Source organism: Thermosynechococcus sp., from assembly GCF_025999095.1.
GTDB lineage: Bacteria > Cyanobacteriota > Cyanobacteriia > Thermosynechococcales > Thermosynechococcaceae > Thermosynechococcus.
Genome location: NZ_AP024678.1, coordinates 1,565,089 through 1,581,594 on the forward strand (window position 1 = coordinate 1,565,089; position 16,506 = coordinate 1,581,594).

Below are 16,506 nucleotides of genomic sequence, written 5' to 3' on the forward strand. Positions count from 1 at the left end.
CTCACGTCAGTACTGGCTTCAGTCTTGGAACCCCAAGGAGTTCCTTTGTCGGAGCCAGGACCCTAGCCCTGCGGTAGGATGCGGCGGCTAAACTGCTGAATCTCCTCGCGAATGCCTCGTGGCAATTGGTTTTGTTTGGCAAGGGCCTGCTGGAAGTATTGCTGCGCCTGCGATCGCTTGCCACTGGCGGCTAAAATTTGCGCTTTCAGATAAAGCAGTTCTGGATTGTTGGGCGCAAGGGCCAAGGCTTGATCAACAGCGTTTAAGGCTTGGGGCCATTGCTTGCGATCGCGATAGGCCAAGGCTAACCCCCGATATCTCAGGTAATCAGGAGCAGCGTAGACTTGCAGGGTTTGAATCGCCCGATCCATGCTGACAAAGCTGACATTACTAGCAATGCCCCACTCCATAAAGCCACGGATAAGATTCAATTCCGGATCGCGAGGATTGACAGCTTCGGCGCGGCCCACATGATCGAGAACCCGCTGTACCCGCAACAGAGCAGCTGGTGTACCCATTACAGGACCGGATCCTGCATCGGAGATTTCATAGCCAGCCATCAAGAAGTGACCGACTGCTTGGTAAAGGTTACCCCGCAGGGGATCGCGGCGCGTGAGGGCTTGGGCAGCGCGGAGGGTTTCCTCAGCATAGCGTTTATACCCTGCCCAGTCTTCATTGAGGTAGGCAATGGCGGCAGCCAAGGTCAGCGTTAGGGGTTCTTGGCGATCGCGCTCGAGGGCAGCGGGCAGTAGCTCCTTACCTTTGACATAGTTACCATCGCGAAAGAGGGCAACAAAGACGGCTTCCGTTGCATCCGAAATGGGTCGCGCCTGGGAGCCGTTCCGGAAAGGATCGCCAGCAAGGGCCGCGCTACTCAGTACCCAGGGCGCGATCGCTCCACTAAGATAGAGAGCAAAGTATTGCCATAGGCGCCATTGACGTCTTTGCACGGTCGTTACCTCCGGAGTCTGCATCTTGTTTTCGGTTCGCCATCTCAGCTACCATCCCGCCGCCACCCCTCAACCCATTTTGCGGGACATTAATTTAGATTTGGGTATGGCTGAACTGGGATTGATTATCGGACCCAGTGGATCCGGCAAGACCACCCTACTAGAGATTTTAGCGGGCTTGGCCACCCCTAGTCGGGGAATCATTCGATGGCAGGATCAGGTTCTCACACCAGATCATTTACAACAGTTGGCCGGATTGGTCTTTCAGTTCCCAGATCGCTACTTCTGCGGCAGCACCATTCTTGAAGAGTTGCGCTTTGGCCACCCAGAAATTCCCTACGAGAATTTTTACCGTGCTCTTGCCGATGTTGGCCTCGAGCACTTGCCTTTGCACACCCGCCCTGAATCCCTCAGTGGTGGGCAGCAGCGTCGCCTTGCTCTCGCTGTGCAACTGGTGCGCCAACCCTATCTGCTCTTGCTCGATGAACCCACGGCGGGTCTGGATTGGTCCATGCGCCGCCAATTGGTACAGGTCCTGGGCCGCCTCAAGGAACACTGGAGTCTTCTTGTGGTGACCCATGAGGCCACCGAACTGTGGGAGATTAGCGATCGCAGGTGGCGATTGGAAAATGGTTGTCTAGTGCCACTGACTTCCCATCAGTCAAGTCCTGTAATAAGTTTTAATACTTAGGTAGCAAAACTTTGCAATTTGTTACCACAGGGGCGCAAAGTCGCTCTACAGCTTGATTTTCTGCTACAACCACAAGAGGTACAGCCCTTCTTGCAAGGATGGAAAACCGGCAGCACTGTGCAGGCCTGAGGGAGATAGTACTTCCTCGATGTCCGCTATCGTTTTAGCAAAAGGGCGTATATCCCACTTGGGGTTTGGTCTCGATCGTTACAAGGAGTTTGAACGCATGTTCACCCACGTCAAGTCCACGATTCGGCATATCGCACCAGTGGCGTTAAATGGGCGATCGCTGTTGCGAGTGGTGTATGTGGTACTTGAAGCCCAATACCAGAGCGCGCTGTCGGCAGCGGTTCGGCGCATTAACGATACCCATCCACAGGTGGCCATTGAAATCAGTGGCTATCTCCTTGAGGAACTGCGCAATCCTGAAAACTATGCCGCCTTCTGTGAAGACGTGGCGCGGGCGAATGTGTTTATTGCCTCCCTCATTTTTATTGAGGACTTGGCGGATAAGGTGGTCGCGGCCGTTCAGCCCTATCGCGATCGCCTCGATGTAGCGGTTGTCTTCCCCTCACTGCCGCAGGTGATGCGCCTCAACAAAATGGGCAGCTTTTCCTTGGCGCAGATTGGCCAATCTAAGAGCGTGATTGCCAATTTCATGAAAAAGCGCAAGGAGAAGTCAGGGGCCGGCTTCCAAGATGCCATGCTCAAACTCCTGCGAACCCTGCCCCAAGTCCTGAAGTACCTCCCCATTGACAAGGCACAAGATGCCCGCAACTTCATGCTCAGCTTCCAGTACTGGCTGGGGGGCTCGCCGGAGAACCTAGAAAACTTTCTCCTGATGCTGGCCGATCGCTATGTCTTCAAGGGGCAATACAGCAGCCATCTCAACTACCAAGAACCCATCACCTACCCCGACACGGGCATCTGGCATCCCCTAGCACCCCAAATGTTTGAGGATCTCAAAGAGTACCTCAACTGGTTCAACAGTCGTCGCGATATTGGCGCCGATCTCAAAGATCCCCTGGTGCCGACCATTGGCTTGCTGTTGCAGCGCACCCACCTTGTCACAGGTGACGATGCCCACTACGTGGCAATTGTGCAAGAGTTTGAATCCCAAGGGGCGCGCGTGATTCCCGTCTTCTCCGGCGGCCTGGACTTCTCAACGCCCCTAGAAAAATTTTTCTACGATCCGCTGCACACCGATAAACCCCTTGTGGATGTGGTGGTTTCCCTAACAGGCTTTGCCCTCGTGGGAGGCCCCGCCAAGCAGGATCATCCCAAAGCTGTAGCGGCACTGAAAAAGCTCAACCGTCCCTACATGGTGGCACTGCCCTTGGTGTTTCAAACCACCGAGGAATGGGAGGACAGTGATCTGGGGTTGCACCCGATTCAAGTGGCACTGCAAATTGCCCTACCGGAACTGGATGGCGCCATTGAGCCAATTATTCTTTCGGGTCGCGATGGCATGACTGGTAAGGCGATCGCCCTCCAAGACCGCGTCGAAATGATTGTGCAGCGAGCCTTGAAGTGGGCCAATCTGCGCCGCAAACCCAAGGTACAAAAGAAAGTTGCCATCACCATCTTTAGCTTCCCACCCGACAAGGGCAACATTGGTACGGCTGCCTACTTGGATGTCTTTGGCTCCATCTACAAAGTCATGGAAGCCCTGAAAAACAATGGCTATGATGTGCAGGACATGCCGGCGAGTCCTGAAGCCCTGATGCAGGAAATTCTCCACGACGCCCGCGCCCAAGTGGGCAGTCCTGAACTCAACATTGCCTACCGCATGAGCGTGCCCGAATACGAGCGCCTCACCCCCTATGCCAAGCGCCTTGAAGAAAACTGGGGCAAACCGCCGGGACACCTCAACAGCGACGGCCAAAACCTGCTGATCTACGGCAAAATCTACGGCAACGTCTTTATTGGCGTGCAGCCCACCTTTGGCTACGAGGGGGATCCGATGCGGCTGCTCTTTTCTCGCTCCGCCAGTCCCCACCATGGCTTTGCTGCCTACTACACCTTCCTCAACCACATTTGGCAGGCGGACGCCGTCCTTCACTTTGGCACCCATGGCTCCTTGGAGTTTATGCCCGGCAAACAGATGGGGATGTCCGGCGATTGTTATCCCGATAATCTCATTGGTTGTATTCCCAACCTCTACTACTACGCCGCCAACAACCCCTCCGAGGCCACTATTGCCAAGCGCCGCAGCTATGCCAACACAATTAGCTACCTCACACCGCCGGCGGAAAATGCCGGTCTCTACAAAGGGCTACGGGAACTCAGCGATCTCATTGGTTCCTACCAAAGCCTCAAAGATAGCGGTCGAGGGGTCCAGATTGTCAACACGATCATGGACAAGTGCCGGATGGTGAATCTCGATCAGGATGTCGCTCTCCCCGACAAGGACGCTGCCGAACTCACGGCTGAGGAGCGCGATACCCTCGTGGGCAAGGTCTATATCAAGCTGATGGAGATTGAAAGCCGCCTTCTGCCCTGTGGTCTGCACGTGATTGGTAAACCACCAACAACGGAAGAAGCAGTGGCCACCTTGGTGAATATTGCCAGCTTGGATCGCGCTGAGGACGGCATTAAGAGTCTGCCCCGCCTGATTGCCGAAAGTTTAGGCCGGGATATTGACGACATTTATCAGCAGAGCGATCGCGGCGTACTGGCGGATGTCGAATTGCTGCGCCAGATTAACGCAGCCACCCGCGCCGCCGTCAGTGCCCTTGTCCAAGCTCAAGCTGATGCCGATGGTCGGGTGTCGCGGGTCTCGAAGCTGAATTTCTTTAACATGGGGCGCAAAGAGCCGTGGATTGAATCTCTCCATGGTGCAGGCTATACCCAAGTGGATGCCGCCGCTCTCAAGCCCCTCATGGAATATCTCGAATTCTGTTTGCAGCAAATTGTCGCTGACAATGAACTGGGAGCACTGTTGCAAGCCCTTGAGGGCGAGTACATTCTCCCGGGTCCCGGTGGCGATCCAATTCGCAATCCTGAGGTCCTGCCGACCGGCAAAAATATCCACGCCCTGGATCCCCAAGCCATTCCTACGGCCGCGGCGGTGCAATCTGCCAAAATTGTTGTGGATCGCCTCCTCGCACGGCAAAAAGCAGAAAATAACAACCAGTGGCCAGAAACCATTGCCATGGTGCTCTGGGGCACAGATAATATCAAAACCTATGGCGAGTCCCTTGCCCAAGTGCTGTGGCTAGTGGGGGCACGTCCTTTACCCGACTCCTTGGGGCGCGTCAACAAGGTGGAACTCATCCCCCTCCAGGAGCTGGGGCGGCCCCGCATTGATGTGGTTGTCAACTGTTCGGGCGTCTTCCGCGATCTCTTTATTAACCAGATGGCGCTGATTGACCGTGCCATCAAAATGGCTGCCGAAGCCGATGAGCCCCTTGAGCTAAACTTTATCCGCAAGCACGCCTTGCAACAGGCCTCAGAACTAGGGATTGACCTGCGCCAAGCGGCCACACGGGTCTTTACCAATGCCTCTGGTTCCTACGCGGCCAATGTCAACCTAGCGGTGGAAAATAGCTCCTGGGAACAGGAGTCGGAACTTCAAGATATGTATCTCTCCCGTAAATCCTTTGCCTTCTCGGCGGATTCGCCGGGGACGATGCAGCAGGCCCGGGAACTCTTTGAAACGGCGCTCAAAACTGTGGATGTGACATTCCAAAACCTCGACTCCTCAGAAATTAGCCTCACGGATGTCAGCCACTACTTTGACTCGGATCCGACCAAGCTGGTGGCAGCACTGCGGGGGGATGGCAAGCAACCCAAGGCCTATATTGCCGATACCACCACCGCCAATGCCCAAGTGCGAACCCTCTCGGAAACCGTTCGCCTCGACAGCCGTACCAAGCTCCTGAATCCCAAGTGGTACGAAGGAATGCTCGCCCACGGCTACGAGGGGGTGCGCGAGATCTCGAAGCGGCTCGTGAACACAATGGGCTGGTCGGCTACCGCCGGGGCTGTGGATAACTGGGTCTATGAAGAAGCGAATGCCACGTTTATTCTCGATGAGCAGATGCGGCAGCGGCTTTTGAATACCAACCCTCACTCGTTCCGTAAGATGGTCAGCACCTTCCTAGAGCTCCACGGACGTGGCTACTGGGAGACCAGTGAGGCCAATCTGGAACTGCTACGGCAACTCTATCAAGAAGTGGAGGACAAGATTGAGGGAGTTGAGTAAACAACGTTAACAAACTGGGGGAAACTCTCCCCCTTTTTATTTGATTTGGGTTTATTTGATTGGGGCGCAGGTGTGATCGGAGCCCTCCCTATAGATTGCGCATCAGACCCCGCAGGATGTTTTTTCTGGGGAGGAGTTGCGGATGTTGACAACGCTCCAAGTAGTTGGCCTATCCTCCTTGACTGGTTTGACCATCCTTTCCTTTGCGGATACAACCACCGCTTAATTGAATGCCAATGTGGAGCTCGGTGGTTGCCGTCAGCCGGTGTATGGGGTGCCGCTAAGAGGGGTTAGTGTTCCGCCAGCCTCCTGGCGATCGCGCCATCACCGCAAAACGCCCCATCCCAATCAACCGCAATGAGTGATTCCCACCAATCCTAGACAGGTGCTGATCACGTTTTCAGCATTTCAGCTAGAATCACCACCCCTTCTGCTAAGATGGATTGGCATATCGGTATTCCGATCGATTTATCGTAGATTAACAGTAGAATGGTGAGTTGGCGGCGTTTTAGGATTGGGTTAATCTTATTCTTACTAGCGGTCGGCCTCAGTGGTCTCACCGCTGCCTGTCAGTTTCAAGCCACCTTACCGGATGGTCGTCCTGCCCAGGTCAACTTGACCTTGGTGTCCTTCGCCCTGACTAGGAAAGCCCACGAGGCAATTATTCCCCTCTTTGCCGCTCAGTGGCAACGGGAACATCAACAGGAAGTCCGCTTTCGCACTAGCTATGGTGCCTCTGGGAGTCAAGCCCGAGCAGTCATTGATGGCCTAGAGGCCGATATTGTGCATTTATCCCTTGGCTTAGATGTGGATCGCATTGCCCAGGCAGGTTTAATCCGCCCCGATTGGGCGCCTCAGGCCCCCCACAACAGTATTGTCACCACCTCTGTCTGTACCCTGATCACCCGTGAGGGTAACCCGAAAAATTTACACACCTGGCAGGATTTAACCCGTGAGGGCGTGACCTTTGTGACGGCCAATCCCAAAATCTCTGGAGCCGCCCGCTGGAACTTCCTTGCCCTCTGGGGATCAGTAACACAGACGGGGGGGACCCCTCAGGAAGCCGAAGCCTTTCTCACTGAGGTCTTTCGCCACGTAGCGGCTCTCCCCCGCGATGGCCGTGAGGCCACCGACGCCTTTTTGACGCAGGGACAGGGAGATGCCCTGATCAACTATGAAAGTGAAGTGATTTTGGCCCGAAAGCAGGGGAAGCGCCTCTCCTACCAGATTCCTCAGGTAAATATCCTCATTGAAAACCCAGTGGCGATTGTGGACAAATACGCCGATAAGCACGGTACTCGTGAGGTTGCCCAAGCCTACATTCAGTTTCTCTACACACCTCAGGCTCAAGAAGTTTTTGCTCAATATGGCTTTCGGCCAGTGGATGGGACAGTTCTGGCTGCCCATGCCCAAGAATTTCCACGGGTACCTACTCTGTTTACCGTTAGGGATCTCGGGGGATGGGAGAGGGTGCAGGCTCAATTTTTTGCCCAAGGTGCCCTGTTTGATCAAATTCAGCGGCAAATTCAGCGGGAGAACCAAGCCTGATGAGTGCTACTCACCCCATTTCCCCCACATTCTCTCCTCAGAAACGGCGCTGGCGGTTCCCTTGGGTCTGGAAAATCACCGTCTTTTACTTGCTGGTGATGCTGGTTGTGCCCGTAGCTGCCCTCTTTAGCCGCGCGAGCAGTGCCGGGCCATTGCATTTTTGGCAGGTAGCAACGCGGCCGATCGCCCTCTCGGCCTATGAGGTAACTTTTGTCACTGCCCTAGTGACAGCCCTGATCAATGGCGTTTTTGGCACCCTGATTGCTTGGGTGCTGGTGCGCTACTCCTTTCCAGGGAAGCGCTTTTTTGATGCCGTGGTGGATCTGCCCTTTGCGCTGCCAACGGCGGTGGCAGGTCTGACCTTGGCAACGGTCTATAGTGAAAACGGCTGGATTGGCAGTGTACTGGCCCCCTGGGGAGTGAAAATTGCCTTTACCCGCTGGGGAGTTGCGGTGGCTATGCTCTTTATTTCCCTGCCCTTTGTCATTCGCACGGTTCAGCCTGTCCTCATGGAAATGGAAAAAGATGTAGAGGAGGCTGCGTGGTCCCTGGGGGCCACCCATGGGCAGACCTTTTGGCGAGTCATTTTGCCGCCTTTGATGCCCGCGATTCTCACAGGCGTTGCCCTGGGCTTCTCACGGGCCGTAGGTGAATTTGGCTCAATTGTTATTATTTCCTCCAACACCTCGTTCCGGGACTTGACTGCCTCGGTGCTCATCTTTCAGAGCTTAGAGCAGTACGACTATGAGGCGGCAACCATTATTGGTACGGTGATGCTCTTGGTCTCCTTAGGAATTTTATTTCTGATTAATCTGCTGCAAGCATGGGGACGGCGCTATGCGGAGCCTTAAACCCTCTCCCACCCAAGCAAAGCCGTGGCTGCATGTCCTTTTAATTGGCATTGCCATCGGCTACCTAGCCCTTGTGCTGCTGATTCCAGCGGCCAATGTCCTTTTCCAAGCGTTTCACAAGGGAGTCATCCCCTTTGTCGAAAATTTGCTGGAGCCCGATTTTCTCCATGCCCTGTGGTTGACGTTTGCCCTTGCCTTGGTGGTGGTGCCCTTAAACACCGTCTTTGGCCTCTGTGCCGCTTGGGCGATCGCCCGCCATCGTTTTCCAGGACGCACCCTCTTGCTCAGCATTATTGACTTACCTTTTTCCATCTCCCCCGTTGTTGCTGGACTGATGCTGGTACTGGTCTATGGCCGCAATGGCTGGTTCGGGGGCTGGCTGCAAGCGCTGGATATGCGCGTTATTTTCTCCTTTGCGGGGATGGTGCTAGCAACCGCCTTTGTTAGTTTGCCCTTTGTGGCGCGAGAAGTCATTCCTGTGCTGGAAGAAATCGGCACCGAGCAGGAGGAGGCCGCAAAAACCCTTGGAGCCAATGAGTGGCAAACTTTTTGGCGAGTCACTTTACCCAATATCCGCTGGGGGCTGCTCTACGGTGTCTTGTTAACCAATGCCCGCGCCATGGGGGAATTTGGTGCTGTGATAGTGGTCTCTGGCAATGTGGCTGGCCTTACCCAAACCCTGCCCCTCTTTGTGGAGGACGCCTATAAAAATTACAACACCGAGTCTGCCTATGCGGCAGCGGTCATCCTTGGCCTGCTGGCCTTGGTGACCCTGGTAGTGAAGGAAATTTTAGAGCGCAAGACAGGCATCAAGCCCAATCCCTAGGACATGCCCAAAACCCGCAAAACGGAGGGCACTGCTTCAATGTCTGCCATTTGGGCAATCTCGGCCATCGCTTGGCGAAACTCGCCCTCGCGCACGTGGTGGGTGACAATCACAATTTCTGCCAGCTCGTTATGGCTGCCAATTTGAACTAGGGATTCCAAGCTAACATGATGCTGACCAAAGCAGGTGCCCAGTTTTCCCAGCACCCCCGGATGATCTTGGGCATGGACACGAGCATAGAAGCGACTATCCACCTCTGCCATCGGTAGCAGCGGCATAAACTGATTGTGCTGGCAGGTGAGCAAAGGGTGGCTGGCGGGTCCCTGGGGTAGAAGAGCAGCAACGTTAATTAAATCTGCCACGACGGCACTGGCGGTTGCCCCTGCCCCGGCACCGGGACCATAGAACATCACCTGTCCTAAGGGCTCTGCCTCTAGGAGAATGGCATTATAGACGCCATTGACACCCGCAAGGGGATGATCGAGGGGCACGAGGGTGGGATGAACGCGCACCTCAAGGGGCTGACCACTGAGTTGGCGGGCGATCGCCAGCAGTTTAATGCGAAACCCCAGTTTTTCAGCGTAGGCAATATCCACTGCTGTGATCCCACCAATGCCCTCGGCATAGACTTCTTCGCGGCGAATCCGTCCTCCAAAGGCAAGGCTGGCCAGAATGGCAATTTTATCCGCTGCATCCCAACCCTCAATGTCGGCACTGGGATCAGCTTCGGCATAGCCTAGGCGCTGGGCATCGGCAAGGATGGGGGCAAGATCCCCCTGCTCCTGCTGCATGCGGGTCAAAATGTAGTTGGTGGTGCCATTGAGAATGCCGCTGACACTGTGGATACGATTGGCCCCGAGGCTCTGTCGTAGCGCTTGAATGACGGGAATGCCACCGGCTACGGCAGCTTCGAGCATCACATAGACCCCTTGGGCATTGGCAGCATCAAAAATTTCGGCACCATGACGGGCAATGACGGCCTTGTTGGCGGTCACAATGTGCTTGCCATGGGCAATGGCCTTGAGGATCAGCGATCGCGCCGGTTCAATACCGCCGAGGACTTCCACCACAATGTCAATGGCTGGGTTGGTGACAATGCTTTCCAAATCCGTTGTCAAAAGTTGCCGATCAAGGGCAACGGCACGGGGCTTATGGGGATCCCGTACCCCCACTTGGGCGATCGCCAGTTCCTTGAGCAGGGGATGGCGCCCCGCTGGATCTGCCAAAATTTGCGCCACAGCGCCACCGACCGTGCCCAATCCCAGTAAACCAATGTGATACATCAGAGCCGTCCTATTGCACTGTTCCTATTATCAGTTGCCCTCGCCCTAGTCACACACATGGCGAACGTAGGGCTCCTCCTCCGGTAAAAAGGGTTCAAAATTGGCCATCTGGCTTTCTAGCAGTTCTGGAGTAGCCTCGGCAATATCCCCCTGGCGATCGCTCAAGCGGCGGCGCAGTTCCTCCGGCGGTGCATTGCAGAAATGGATCTCCAGGGGCGTGTGCAGTTTCTCGGCTAGGGCAATCACCGGTTGGCGCAGCGCCACGCGATCGTACTTCGCATCCAAAATCACCGTTTGTCCCTGACGCAGCAACAGTTCTGCATAAACCAAGAGTTGATCGTAGGTTTTTTGGGTCATGGCCTCAGAATAGAGATCTAGTTCGGGAAAATCTCTACTGTGGCGGTCTAGTGGCAAGCCTGCCAAGTGCTTGCGCACGGCATCGGAGCGAATTTGAACTGCTTGCTCCGCCTGGGCTAGTCGCCGTCCCCGCGTACTTTTGCCTGCCCCTGAAAGACCGCACATGACATAGAGTTTTGCCGAACGCGGCTGGGTATAGCGATAGGCGGCTGCATAGTAAGCAGAGGCGGTGGCTTGGATTTGGGCCTTTGCGGCGGTGCTAATGGCCGGGTCATTGAGGGCCAAGGCGTTCACATTGCCCCGAATATAGGCTCTCACACACAGGTACAGGGGCAAGAGCACCGCCCCCTCATAGTCACCACTCCATTCCAAGTAGGTGTTGAGGAAAAGATTGGCCAGGTCACCACGACCGCGAAACTCCAAATCCATCAGCAAAAAGGCGGCGTCATAGATGCCATCAATATTGCGAAATTCTTCGTTGAACTCAATACAGTCAAAAATTTGGACCCTGCCCCTGTATAGACAGATATTATTCAGGTGCAGATCGCCGTGGCACTCGCGAATTTTGCCCCCTGCCTGCCGCTGCACAAACCACTCTTGATGACGGCTCAAAAAGTCATCGGTAAAGGCTTGAATGGCCGCGTACTGCGCTGGGGATTGACACCGACCGACAAACTGGGCAGCCAAGGCATGGCAGTTGTTAATCACTTGGGCGATCGCCCGCGGAGAGCCAAATTTACTAATGTGGGGACTCGTAGCAGCGCTGCGGTGGAAGCCGGCTAGTTCTTTGCCGAGGGATTCAATCAGGTGAGGGGTGACTTGGTTAGCCGCAAAGAGGTGAGAAAACAGTTGCGACTGATCAAATTGGCGCATTTGCACAGCATAGTCAATGACCTCAGCCCCCGCGGGTAAGTCTTGGGGATCCGCCACACAATAGCGATCGCCCACCGCCACAATGGGCAGCACCCCCAAGTAGAGATCTGGCGCCAAGCGGCGATTAAGCCGCAACTCCTCCTGACAGTAAAACAGCCGCTTGTCTAGAGTTGTAAAGTTCAAAAAACCAAAGTCCGCTGGCTTTTTCACCTTATAGGCATACTCCCCCGTCAGAAACACATAGGAAATATGCGTTTGCAGCAATTCAATCGGCGCGGTGACCGCATGGGGGTAGGCAGCAGGGGTTAATAGGGCTTCAACAAAGGCAGGCAAAGACATGTGTATTGTGAGTGAACGACCCCCGACGCTCCTCTTCCCTGAATAAACACATTTCAGAGGGGGATCGGGCTTCACGTTTTATGGATATCTTTATACACCGGTCTTAGGGTGCTGCCACCGTGGAATCCAGGGCGCAGACATATAAGACCTATCAAGGAAACTCTCCCGAGACCTCAGTTCTCTTTAATCAATCATACCCTATACAGCTGTGACCTCGACACTGAATTTACTTTTGAGTGAACAGAATTCGCAATGGGCGGCTTCCTGCTGATAAAGCTCAATTGACGTTTTCTCTGTTCCTTTAGAGGATGGGGATACAACCCTTTTAGATATGGCTATGGTGCGTCGCCCTGTAACATTACCCCAACTCCAAGAAAAAAAAGTGCTGGGAGAACCCATTACCATGCTCACGGCTTGGGATTACCTGTGGGCACGCCTGTTGGATGCGGCAGGGGTAGATGTGATCCTTGTGGGGGATTCCCTGGGGATGGTTGCCCTGGGATATCAAACCACGTTGCCTGTGACCCTTGACCAGATGATTCACCATGCCCAAGCCGTGCGCCGAGGCGTTACCCATAGTTTCCTGGTGTGTGATCTGCCCTTTTTGAGCTACCAAGAAAGCCCTGAACAGGCTCTGAGATCGGCGGGGCGCTTAATCAAAGAGGCAGAAGTGCAAGCGGTGAAAATGGAAGGCGCCTCCCCTGTGGTGCAGGCAGCCACGCGGCGCTTAGTGGAGGCGGGAATTCCAGTGCTGGGTCATGTGGGTCTATTGCCGCAGCGGGTGCATCAGTTGGGGGGATGGCGACAACAGGGGAATACTCCCCAGGGGGCAGCCGGGATTCTAGCGGATGCCCTTGCCCTTGCCGATGCCGGTGCCTTTGCCGTGATTTTGGAGCATATTCCTGCGGCTTTGGCGCAGCAGATTACTGCCCAGCTCAAGATTCCCACGATTGGGATTGGCGCCGGCCCCCACTGCGATGGTCAGGTACTGGTGACGGCTGATATCTTGGGTTTAAGCGACCAGGTGCCGCCCTTTGCCAAGGTATATGCCGACTTGGGAACACAGGCGATCGCCGCCATTGAAAATTACTGCCAAGCCGTCAAATCGCGGCAATTTCCCTGACTTAGATCGGCCAATGGGCACGGGGATTAAAGGTACGGAGCGATCGCAATTTTTCGTAGAGGTCTTTTTCTTGGGCACTCAGGGATTTGGGGGGGACAATTTGCACCTTGGCAAGGAGATCGCCAGCCATGCCGCCACTACTGCGCCAGCCTTTGCCCCGTAACCGCAGCGATTGCCCCGATCGCGTTCCCGCCGGCACATTCAAAACCACATTCCCCGAAGGTGTCGGCACCGTCACCTGCGCACCCAAAGCCGCCTCATCGGGAGTGATAGGCAAATCAATCACCAGTTGATCATCCTCAAAGCGGAAGAGGGGATGGGGCGCCACCTGTACCGTGAGATATAAATCTCCCCGCTGTTGACTATAGGGGTTATATTGACCTTTGCCCCGCAGCCGCAACTTTGTCCCTGGCTTAATGCCAGCGGGAATCGTCACGGTCACCTGTTCATTACCAATGGCAAATGATTTTTGGCAGCCCTGAAAGGCCTCCTGAAAGCTAATTTGGATCTCCGCTTCTGCATCGGCACTGCCAAATCCTGAGGTGTCAAACCCAACCGTGCTCCAAGTGCGGGTACGCCCTGTGCCTGTCGCAAATCGCCCCAGCAATTCATTGATAAACTCTTCAAAGTTGGCAAACTGACTAAAATCAGCGCCAAAGTCGCCCACATTGACATTAAAGCCACCCGCCTCCGCGGCACTGGCCTGCTGCCAATACTGACCAAATTGATCGTATTTGCGTCGTTTTTGCGGATCTGAAAGCACTTCGTGGGCTTCGTTAATTTCCTTAAAACGAGCTTCTGCCTCTTTATCCCCCGGATTCAAGTCGGGGTGGTACTTGCGAGCAAGGCGGCGAAAGGCCTGCCGAATTTCGGCCTCCGTGGCATTTTTGCTGACCCCGAGGATTTGGTAGTAATCTTTGAAGTCGGTACGCGCCATAGGAACATTCGCCTCTACGTAATCAAAAGATAAAGGTTGAGTATCAGGGCTGGCAGCAAATTAGGGCAAAAAGCTCAGTGCTATTATAGTTGAATCCCTTTATACCGTCTTGGCATGGCGACGTTTCTTCGTCCAGAACTGAGCAACTTCCGCGCCTACTCCACCCCCACGAGCGACTCCCTACCCCTAGAACTGGACTACCTCGATACCAATGAGTTTCCGTGGGATTTGCCCACTGCCCTTAAGGAGGCGTTAGCTCAGCAGTACGTCAGCACCCTAGCCAGTCATCGCTATCCCGATAGTCACCACTGGCCACTGCGGCAGGCGATCGCCCGCTACGTCAGTGAACACAGCCCAACTGAAATTTCCCCACACCAAATTGCGGTTGGCAACGGCTCCGATGAGCTGATTCGCTCCATACTGCTGGCCACGGCGATTGGGGGCTACGGTTCTATCCTAGTGGCAGAACCGACATTTTCCATATACGGGATCCTCGCCCAAACCCTAGGGATTCCCGTCCATCGGGCACCCCGTGATCCTGACACGTTTGCAGTGCAAATTGCCGCCGCCAATACCCTCATTGCCCAAGCGGCTCCACCGGTGCGCGTTCTCTTTATGCTGCAACCCAACTCGCCGACCGGAAACCCCCTCACTGCAGCTGAGGTGGACTGGCTACGGCAGCTTCCTGAGGATATTTTAGTGGTGATTGATGAGGCCTATTTTGAATTTTCCGGCAAGACACTAGTGGGGGACTTGGCAGCCCATCCTAACTGGTTGATTCTACGGACGTTTTCCAAGGCCTTTCGACTGGCGGCACATCGGGTCGGCTATGCCATTGGCAATGCAGAGGTGATTGCGGTTTTAGAAAAAGTTCGTCTGCCCTATAACCTGCCTACATTTTCGCAAGTGGCGGCGCAAGTTGTGCTTGACCATCGTCAGGCCCTGCTCGCAGAAATTCCCACGGTGCTAGCGCAGCGGGATCAGCTCTATGAACGGCTTCAGTCCTGCCCCCAACTGCGGGTGTGGCCGAGTGTGGCCAATTTCCTCTTTTTCCGCTTGCGGGAACCCCAACACACTTTGCCCCTGTGGGCTGCCTTCAGGAGTCAGGGGACCCTTGTGCGGGCGATCGCCGGCGGCATCCGGGTAACCATTGGCACGCCTGCGCAGATGGAGCGCTTTTGGCAACGGCTGCAAGCCTATTTGAACCAACACGATTAATCCGACACCTAATCCGACAACCGGCCATTGGGGAGAACTGTGCCCCGCAGGGTTGCCGCGGCCAAGGAAGTACGGGTGAGTTTAGCACCTCGCAGATTGGCTCGACTCAGATTCGCCTGGTGCAGTTGCACCTCCGTGAGTTCAGCATTGATCAGCTGAACCTCAATCAGCTTGGTATCAGTCAAATCTACATTGGTGAGTGTGGCATTGCTTAAATCCGAACCACTGAGGTCTGCCCCTGCTAAATTCACGTCTTCTAGGGTGATACCGCGCAAATCAAGCCGCCGAAAGTCACGCCGCCCTCTGCCATAATCCGCCAGCATTTGATTGGCTCTATTTTGATTAATAATGGCTGGGGCGTAGCGACTGAGAAAACCATGTTTATCAAAGGAGTCTGAAGATCGCCCCGAAGAAGCAGACATCACTAAAGTTACGAAAGTTAGGATCAGGATTCGGATGATTTTACTATAGCCTAAGCCTAGGGCAGCAAGCGTTTTTGAGACTCGTGGCCACAGGATCTGAAGAAAGTGGCATACTGCTATAGATAAGGAACCAATAGGGAGATAACGCTGTGGGACTCTTTGATCGCGTCAGCCGTGTGGTTCGCAGTTGGCTCAATGCGCTGGTGGGTGCTGCCGAAGATCCTGAACAAATTCTCGAGCAGACCATGATCGAAATGCAGGACAATCTGGTAACACTGCGGCAAGCCGTTGCCCAAGCGATCGCCTCCCAAAAGCGGTTAGAGCAACAGTTCAACCAAAATCAACAGCAGGCGGCTGAGTGGGAACGCCGGGCCAAAATTGCCCTACAACATGGGGATGAGCAACTGGCGCTGGAGGCCTTGAGTCGCAAAAAAACAGCACTCAATGCAGCCATGGCCCTCAAAGGGCAACTGGAGCAGTCTGTGACTCAAGTAGAAACGCTCAAAAAACAAATGCAACAACTTGAAAGCAAGATTGCTGAAGCGAGAACCCGCAAAGAAATGCTAGTGGCACGGGCACGGGCAGCCAAGGCCTCAGAGCAACTGCAACAAACCTTTAGCAGTATGAACATCAACGCCCCCATGGCCGCCTTTGAGCGCATGGAAGAGCGGGTTCAGGAACTGGAGGCTCGCTCCCAAGCGGTGGCTGAACTCAATAGCGATACCCTCGAGGCCAAGTTTGCTGCCCTCGAAGCGGGCAGTGTGGAGGAGGACTTAGCGCGGCTGAAGGCAGAGTTAGCCAATCCGCAACTGTCCCCCAGTAGCACCCCTGCCTACGATCCAGAGTTGGAAGCGCTGCGGCGGCAACTGGAGAAAAACTAA

13 protein-coding genes are annotated in these 16,506 nt (G+C 54.7%); 8 read left to right on the forward strand and 5 right to left on the reverse strand.

All coding sequences use genetic code 11. From position 1 onward, the window contains the following. Positions 1–62 precede the first annotated feature (62 nt). Positions 63–950, reverse strand: a complete 888-nt coding sequence (locus Q0W94_RS07725) for a Sll0314/Alr1548 family TPR repeat-containing protein (RefSeq protein WP_297757441.1) — start codon at positions 948–950, stop codon at positions 63–65. A gap of 25 nt (positions 951–975) precedes the next feature. On the opposite strand from Q0W94_RS07725, the gene Q0W94_RS07730 reads away from it, so the two are divergent. The 5 genes from Q0W94_RS07730 to cysW all read left to right on the forward strand — a co-directional run bounded on the left by Q0W94_RS07730 (position 976) and on the right by cysW (position 9,073). Continuing rightward, entirely contained in the window at positions 976–1,641 is a 666-nt protein-coding gene (locus tag Q0W94_RS07730; protein ID WP_297757444.1) for an ABC transporter ATP-binding protein, read from the forward strand. A gap of 226 nt (positions 1,642–1,867) precedes the next feature. Next, complete coding sequence (locus tag Q0W94_RS07735) at positions 1,868–5,848, forward strand: magnesium chelatase subunit H (protein ID WP_297757447.1); 3,981 nt, start codon at positions 1,868–1,870, stop codon at positions 5,846–5,848. Positions 5,849–6,337: 489 nt separating this feature from the next. Next, the gene (locus Q0W94_RS07740) at positions 6,338–7,396 is read left to right on the forward strand and encodes a sulfate ABC transporter substrate-binding protein (RefSeq protein ID WP_297757450.1); all 1,059 of its coding nucleotides are present in this window, start codon (positions 6,338–6,340) and stop codon (positions 7,394–7,396) included. Further along, positions 7,396–8,247 carry a sulfate ABC transporter permease subunit CysT gene (cysT, locus tag Q0W94_RS07745; RefSeq protein WP_297757452.1) on the forward strand — a complete coding sequence of 284 codons (852 nt, stop codon included), beginning with the start codon at positions 7,396–7,398 and terminating at the stop codon, positions 8,245–8,247. Before Q0W94_RS07740 ends, cysT begins: the two co-directional genes overlap by 1 nt. Then, on the forward strand, positions 8,234–9,073 hold the full coding sequence (gene cysW, locus Q0W94_RS07750; RefSeq protein ID WP_297757455.1) for a sulfate ABC transporter permease subunit CysW: 840 nt from the start codon (positions 8,234–8,236) through the stop codon (positions 9,071–9,073). The genes cysT and cysW overlap by 14 nt, the downstream gene beginning before the upstream one ends. Here the strand turns inward: cysW and Q0W94_RS07755 are convergent. Next, on the reverse strand, positions 9,070–10,356 hold the full coding sequence (locus tag Q0W94_RS07755) for a homoserine dehydrogenase (RefSeq protein ID WP_399371454.1): 1,287 nt from the start codon (positions 10,354–10,356) through the stop codon (positions 9,070–9,072). The genes cysW and Q0W94_RS07755 overlap by 4 nt on opposite strands. Before the next feature lie 45 nt (positions 10,357–10,401). Further along, on the reverse strand, positions 10,402–11,925 hold the full coding sequence (locus Q0W94_RS07760; RefSeq protein ID WP_297757457.1) for a bifunctional aminoglycoside phosphotransferase/ATP-binding protein: 1,524 nt from the start codon (positions 11,923–11,925) through the stop codon (positions 10,402–10,404). A 337-nt stretch (positions 11,926–12,262) separates the two neighbouring features. Between Q0W94_RS07760 and panB the strand changes: the two genes are divergently transcribed. Continuing rightward, the gene (gene panB, locus Q0W94_RS07765; protein ID WP_297757460.1) at positions 12,263–13,048 is read left to right on the forward strand and encodes a 3-methyl-2-oxobutanoate hydroxymethyltransferase; all 786 of its coding nucleotides are present in this window, start codon (positions 12,263–12,265) and stop codon (positions 13,046–13,048) included. A gap of 1 nt (position 13,049) precedes the next feature. Here the strand turns inward: panB and Q0W94_RS07770 are convergent, their stop codons facing one another. Then, complete coding sequence (locus tag Q0W94_RS07770) at positions 13,050–13,985, reverse strand: DnaJ C-terminal domain-containing protein (protein WP_297757463.1); 936 nt, start codon at positions 13,983–13,985, stop codon at positions 13,050–13,052. A gap of 114 nt (positions 13,986–14,099) precedes the next feature. Here Q0W94_RS07770 and Q0W94_RS07775 point away from each other — a divergent pair, with 114 nt between their 5' ends. After that, on the forward strand, positions 14,100–15,203 hold the full coding sequence (locus Q0W94_RS07775) for a histidinol-phosphate transaminase (RefSeq protein WP_297757465.1): 1,104 nt from the start codon (positions 14,100–14,102) through the stop codon (positions 15,201–15,203). 8 nt (positions 15,204–15,211) lie between these two features. On the opposite strand, the gene Q0W94_RS07780 is transcribed toward Q0W94_RS07775, so the two are convergent. Next, positions 15,212–15,625, reverse strand: coding sequence for a pentapeptide repeat-containing protein (locus Q0W94_RS07780; protein WP_297757467.1), 414 nt, complete (start codon positions 15,623–15,625; stop codon positions 15,212–15,214). 149 nt (positions 15,626–15,774) lie between these two features. On the opposite strand from Q0W94_RS07780, the gene Q0W94_RS07785 reads away from it, so the two are divergent. Continuing rightward, positions 15,775–16,506: a PspA/IM30 family protein gene (locus Q0W94_RS07785; RefSeq protein WP_297757469.1), complete on the forward strand. Its 732-nt coding sequence runs from the start codon at positions 15,775–15,777 to the stop codon at positions 16,504–16,506.

Bases quoted from the DNA above. Each gene is read 5' to 3' on its own strand.
- Q0W94_RS07735 (WP_297757447.1), top strand. From the start codon at position 1,868: ATGTTCACCCACGTCAAGTCCACGATTCGGCATATCGCACCAGTGGCG.
- Q0W94_RS07740 (WP_297757450.1), top strand. From the start codon at position 6,338: ATGGTGAGTTGGCGGCGTTTTAGGATTGGGTTAATCTTATTCTTACTA.
- cysT (WP_297757452.1), top strand. From the start codon at position 7,396: ATGAGTGCTACTCACCCCATTTCCCCCACATTCTCTCCTCAGAAACGG.
- cysW (WP_297757455.1), top strand. From the start codon at position 8,234: ATGCGGAGCCTTAAACCCTCTCCCACCCAAGCAAAGCCGTGGCTGCAT.
- Q0W94_RS07755 (WP_399371454.1), bottom strand. From the start codon at position 10,356: ATGTATCACATTGGTTTACTGGGATTGGGCACGGTCGGTGGCGCTGTG.
- Q0W94_RS07760 (WP_297757457.1), bottom strand. From the start codon at position 11,925: ATGTCTTTGCCTGCCTTTGTTGAAGCCCTATTAACCCCTGCTGCCTAC.
- panB (WP_297757460.1), top strand. From the start codon at position 12,263: ATGGTGCGTCGCCCTGTAACATTACCCCAACTCCAAGAAAAAAAAGTG.
- Q0W94_RS07770 (WP_297757463.1), bottom strand. From the start codon at position 13,985: ATGGCGCGTACCGACTTCAAAGATTACTACCAAATCCTCGGGGTCAGC.
- Q0W94_RS07775 (WP_297757465.1), top strand. From the start codon at position 14,100: ATGGCGACGTTTCTTCGTCCAGAACTGAGCAACTTCCGCGCCTACTCC.
- Q0W94_RS07780 (WP_297757467.1), bottom strand. From the start codon at position 15,625: ATGTCTGCTTCTTCGGGGCGATCTTCAGACTCCTTTGATAAACATGGT.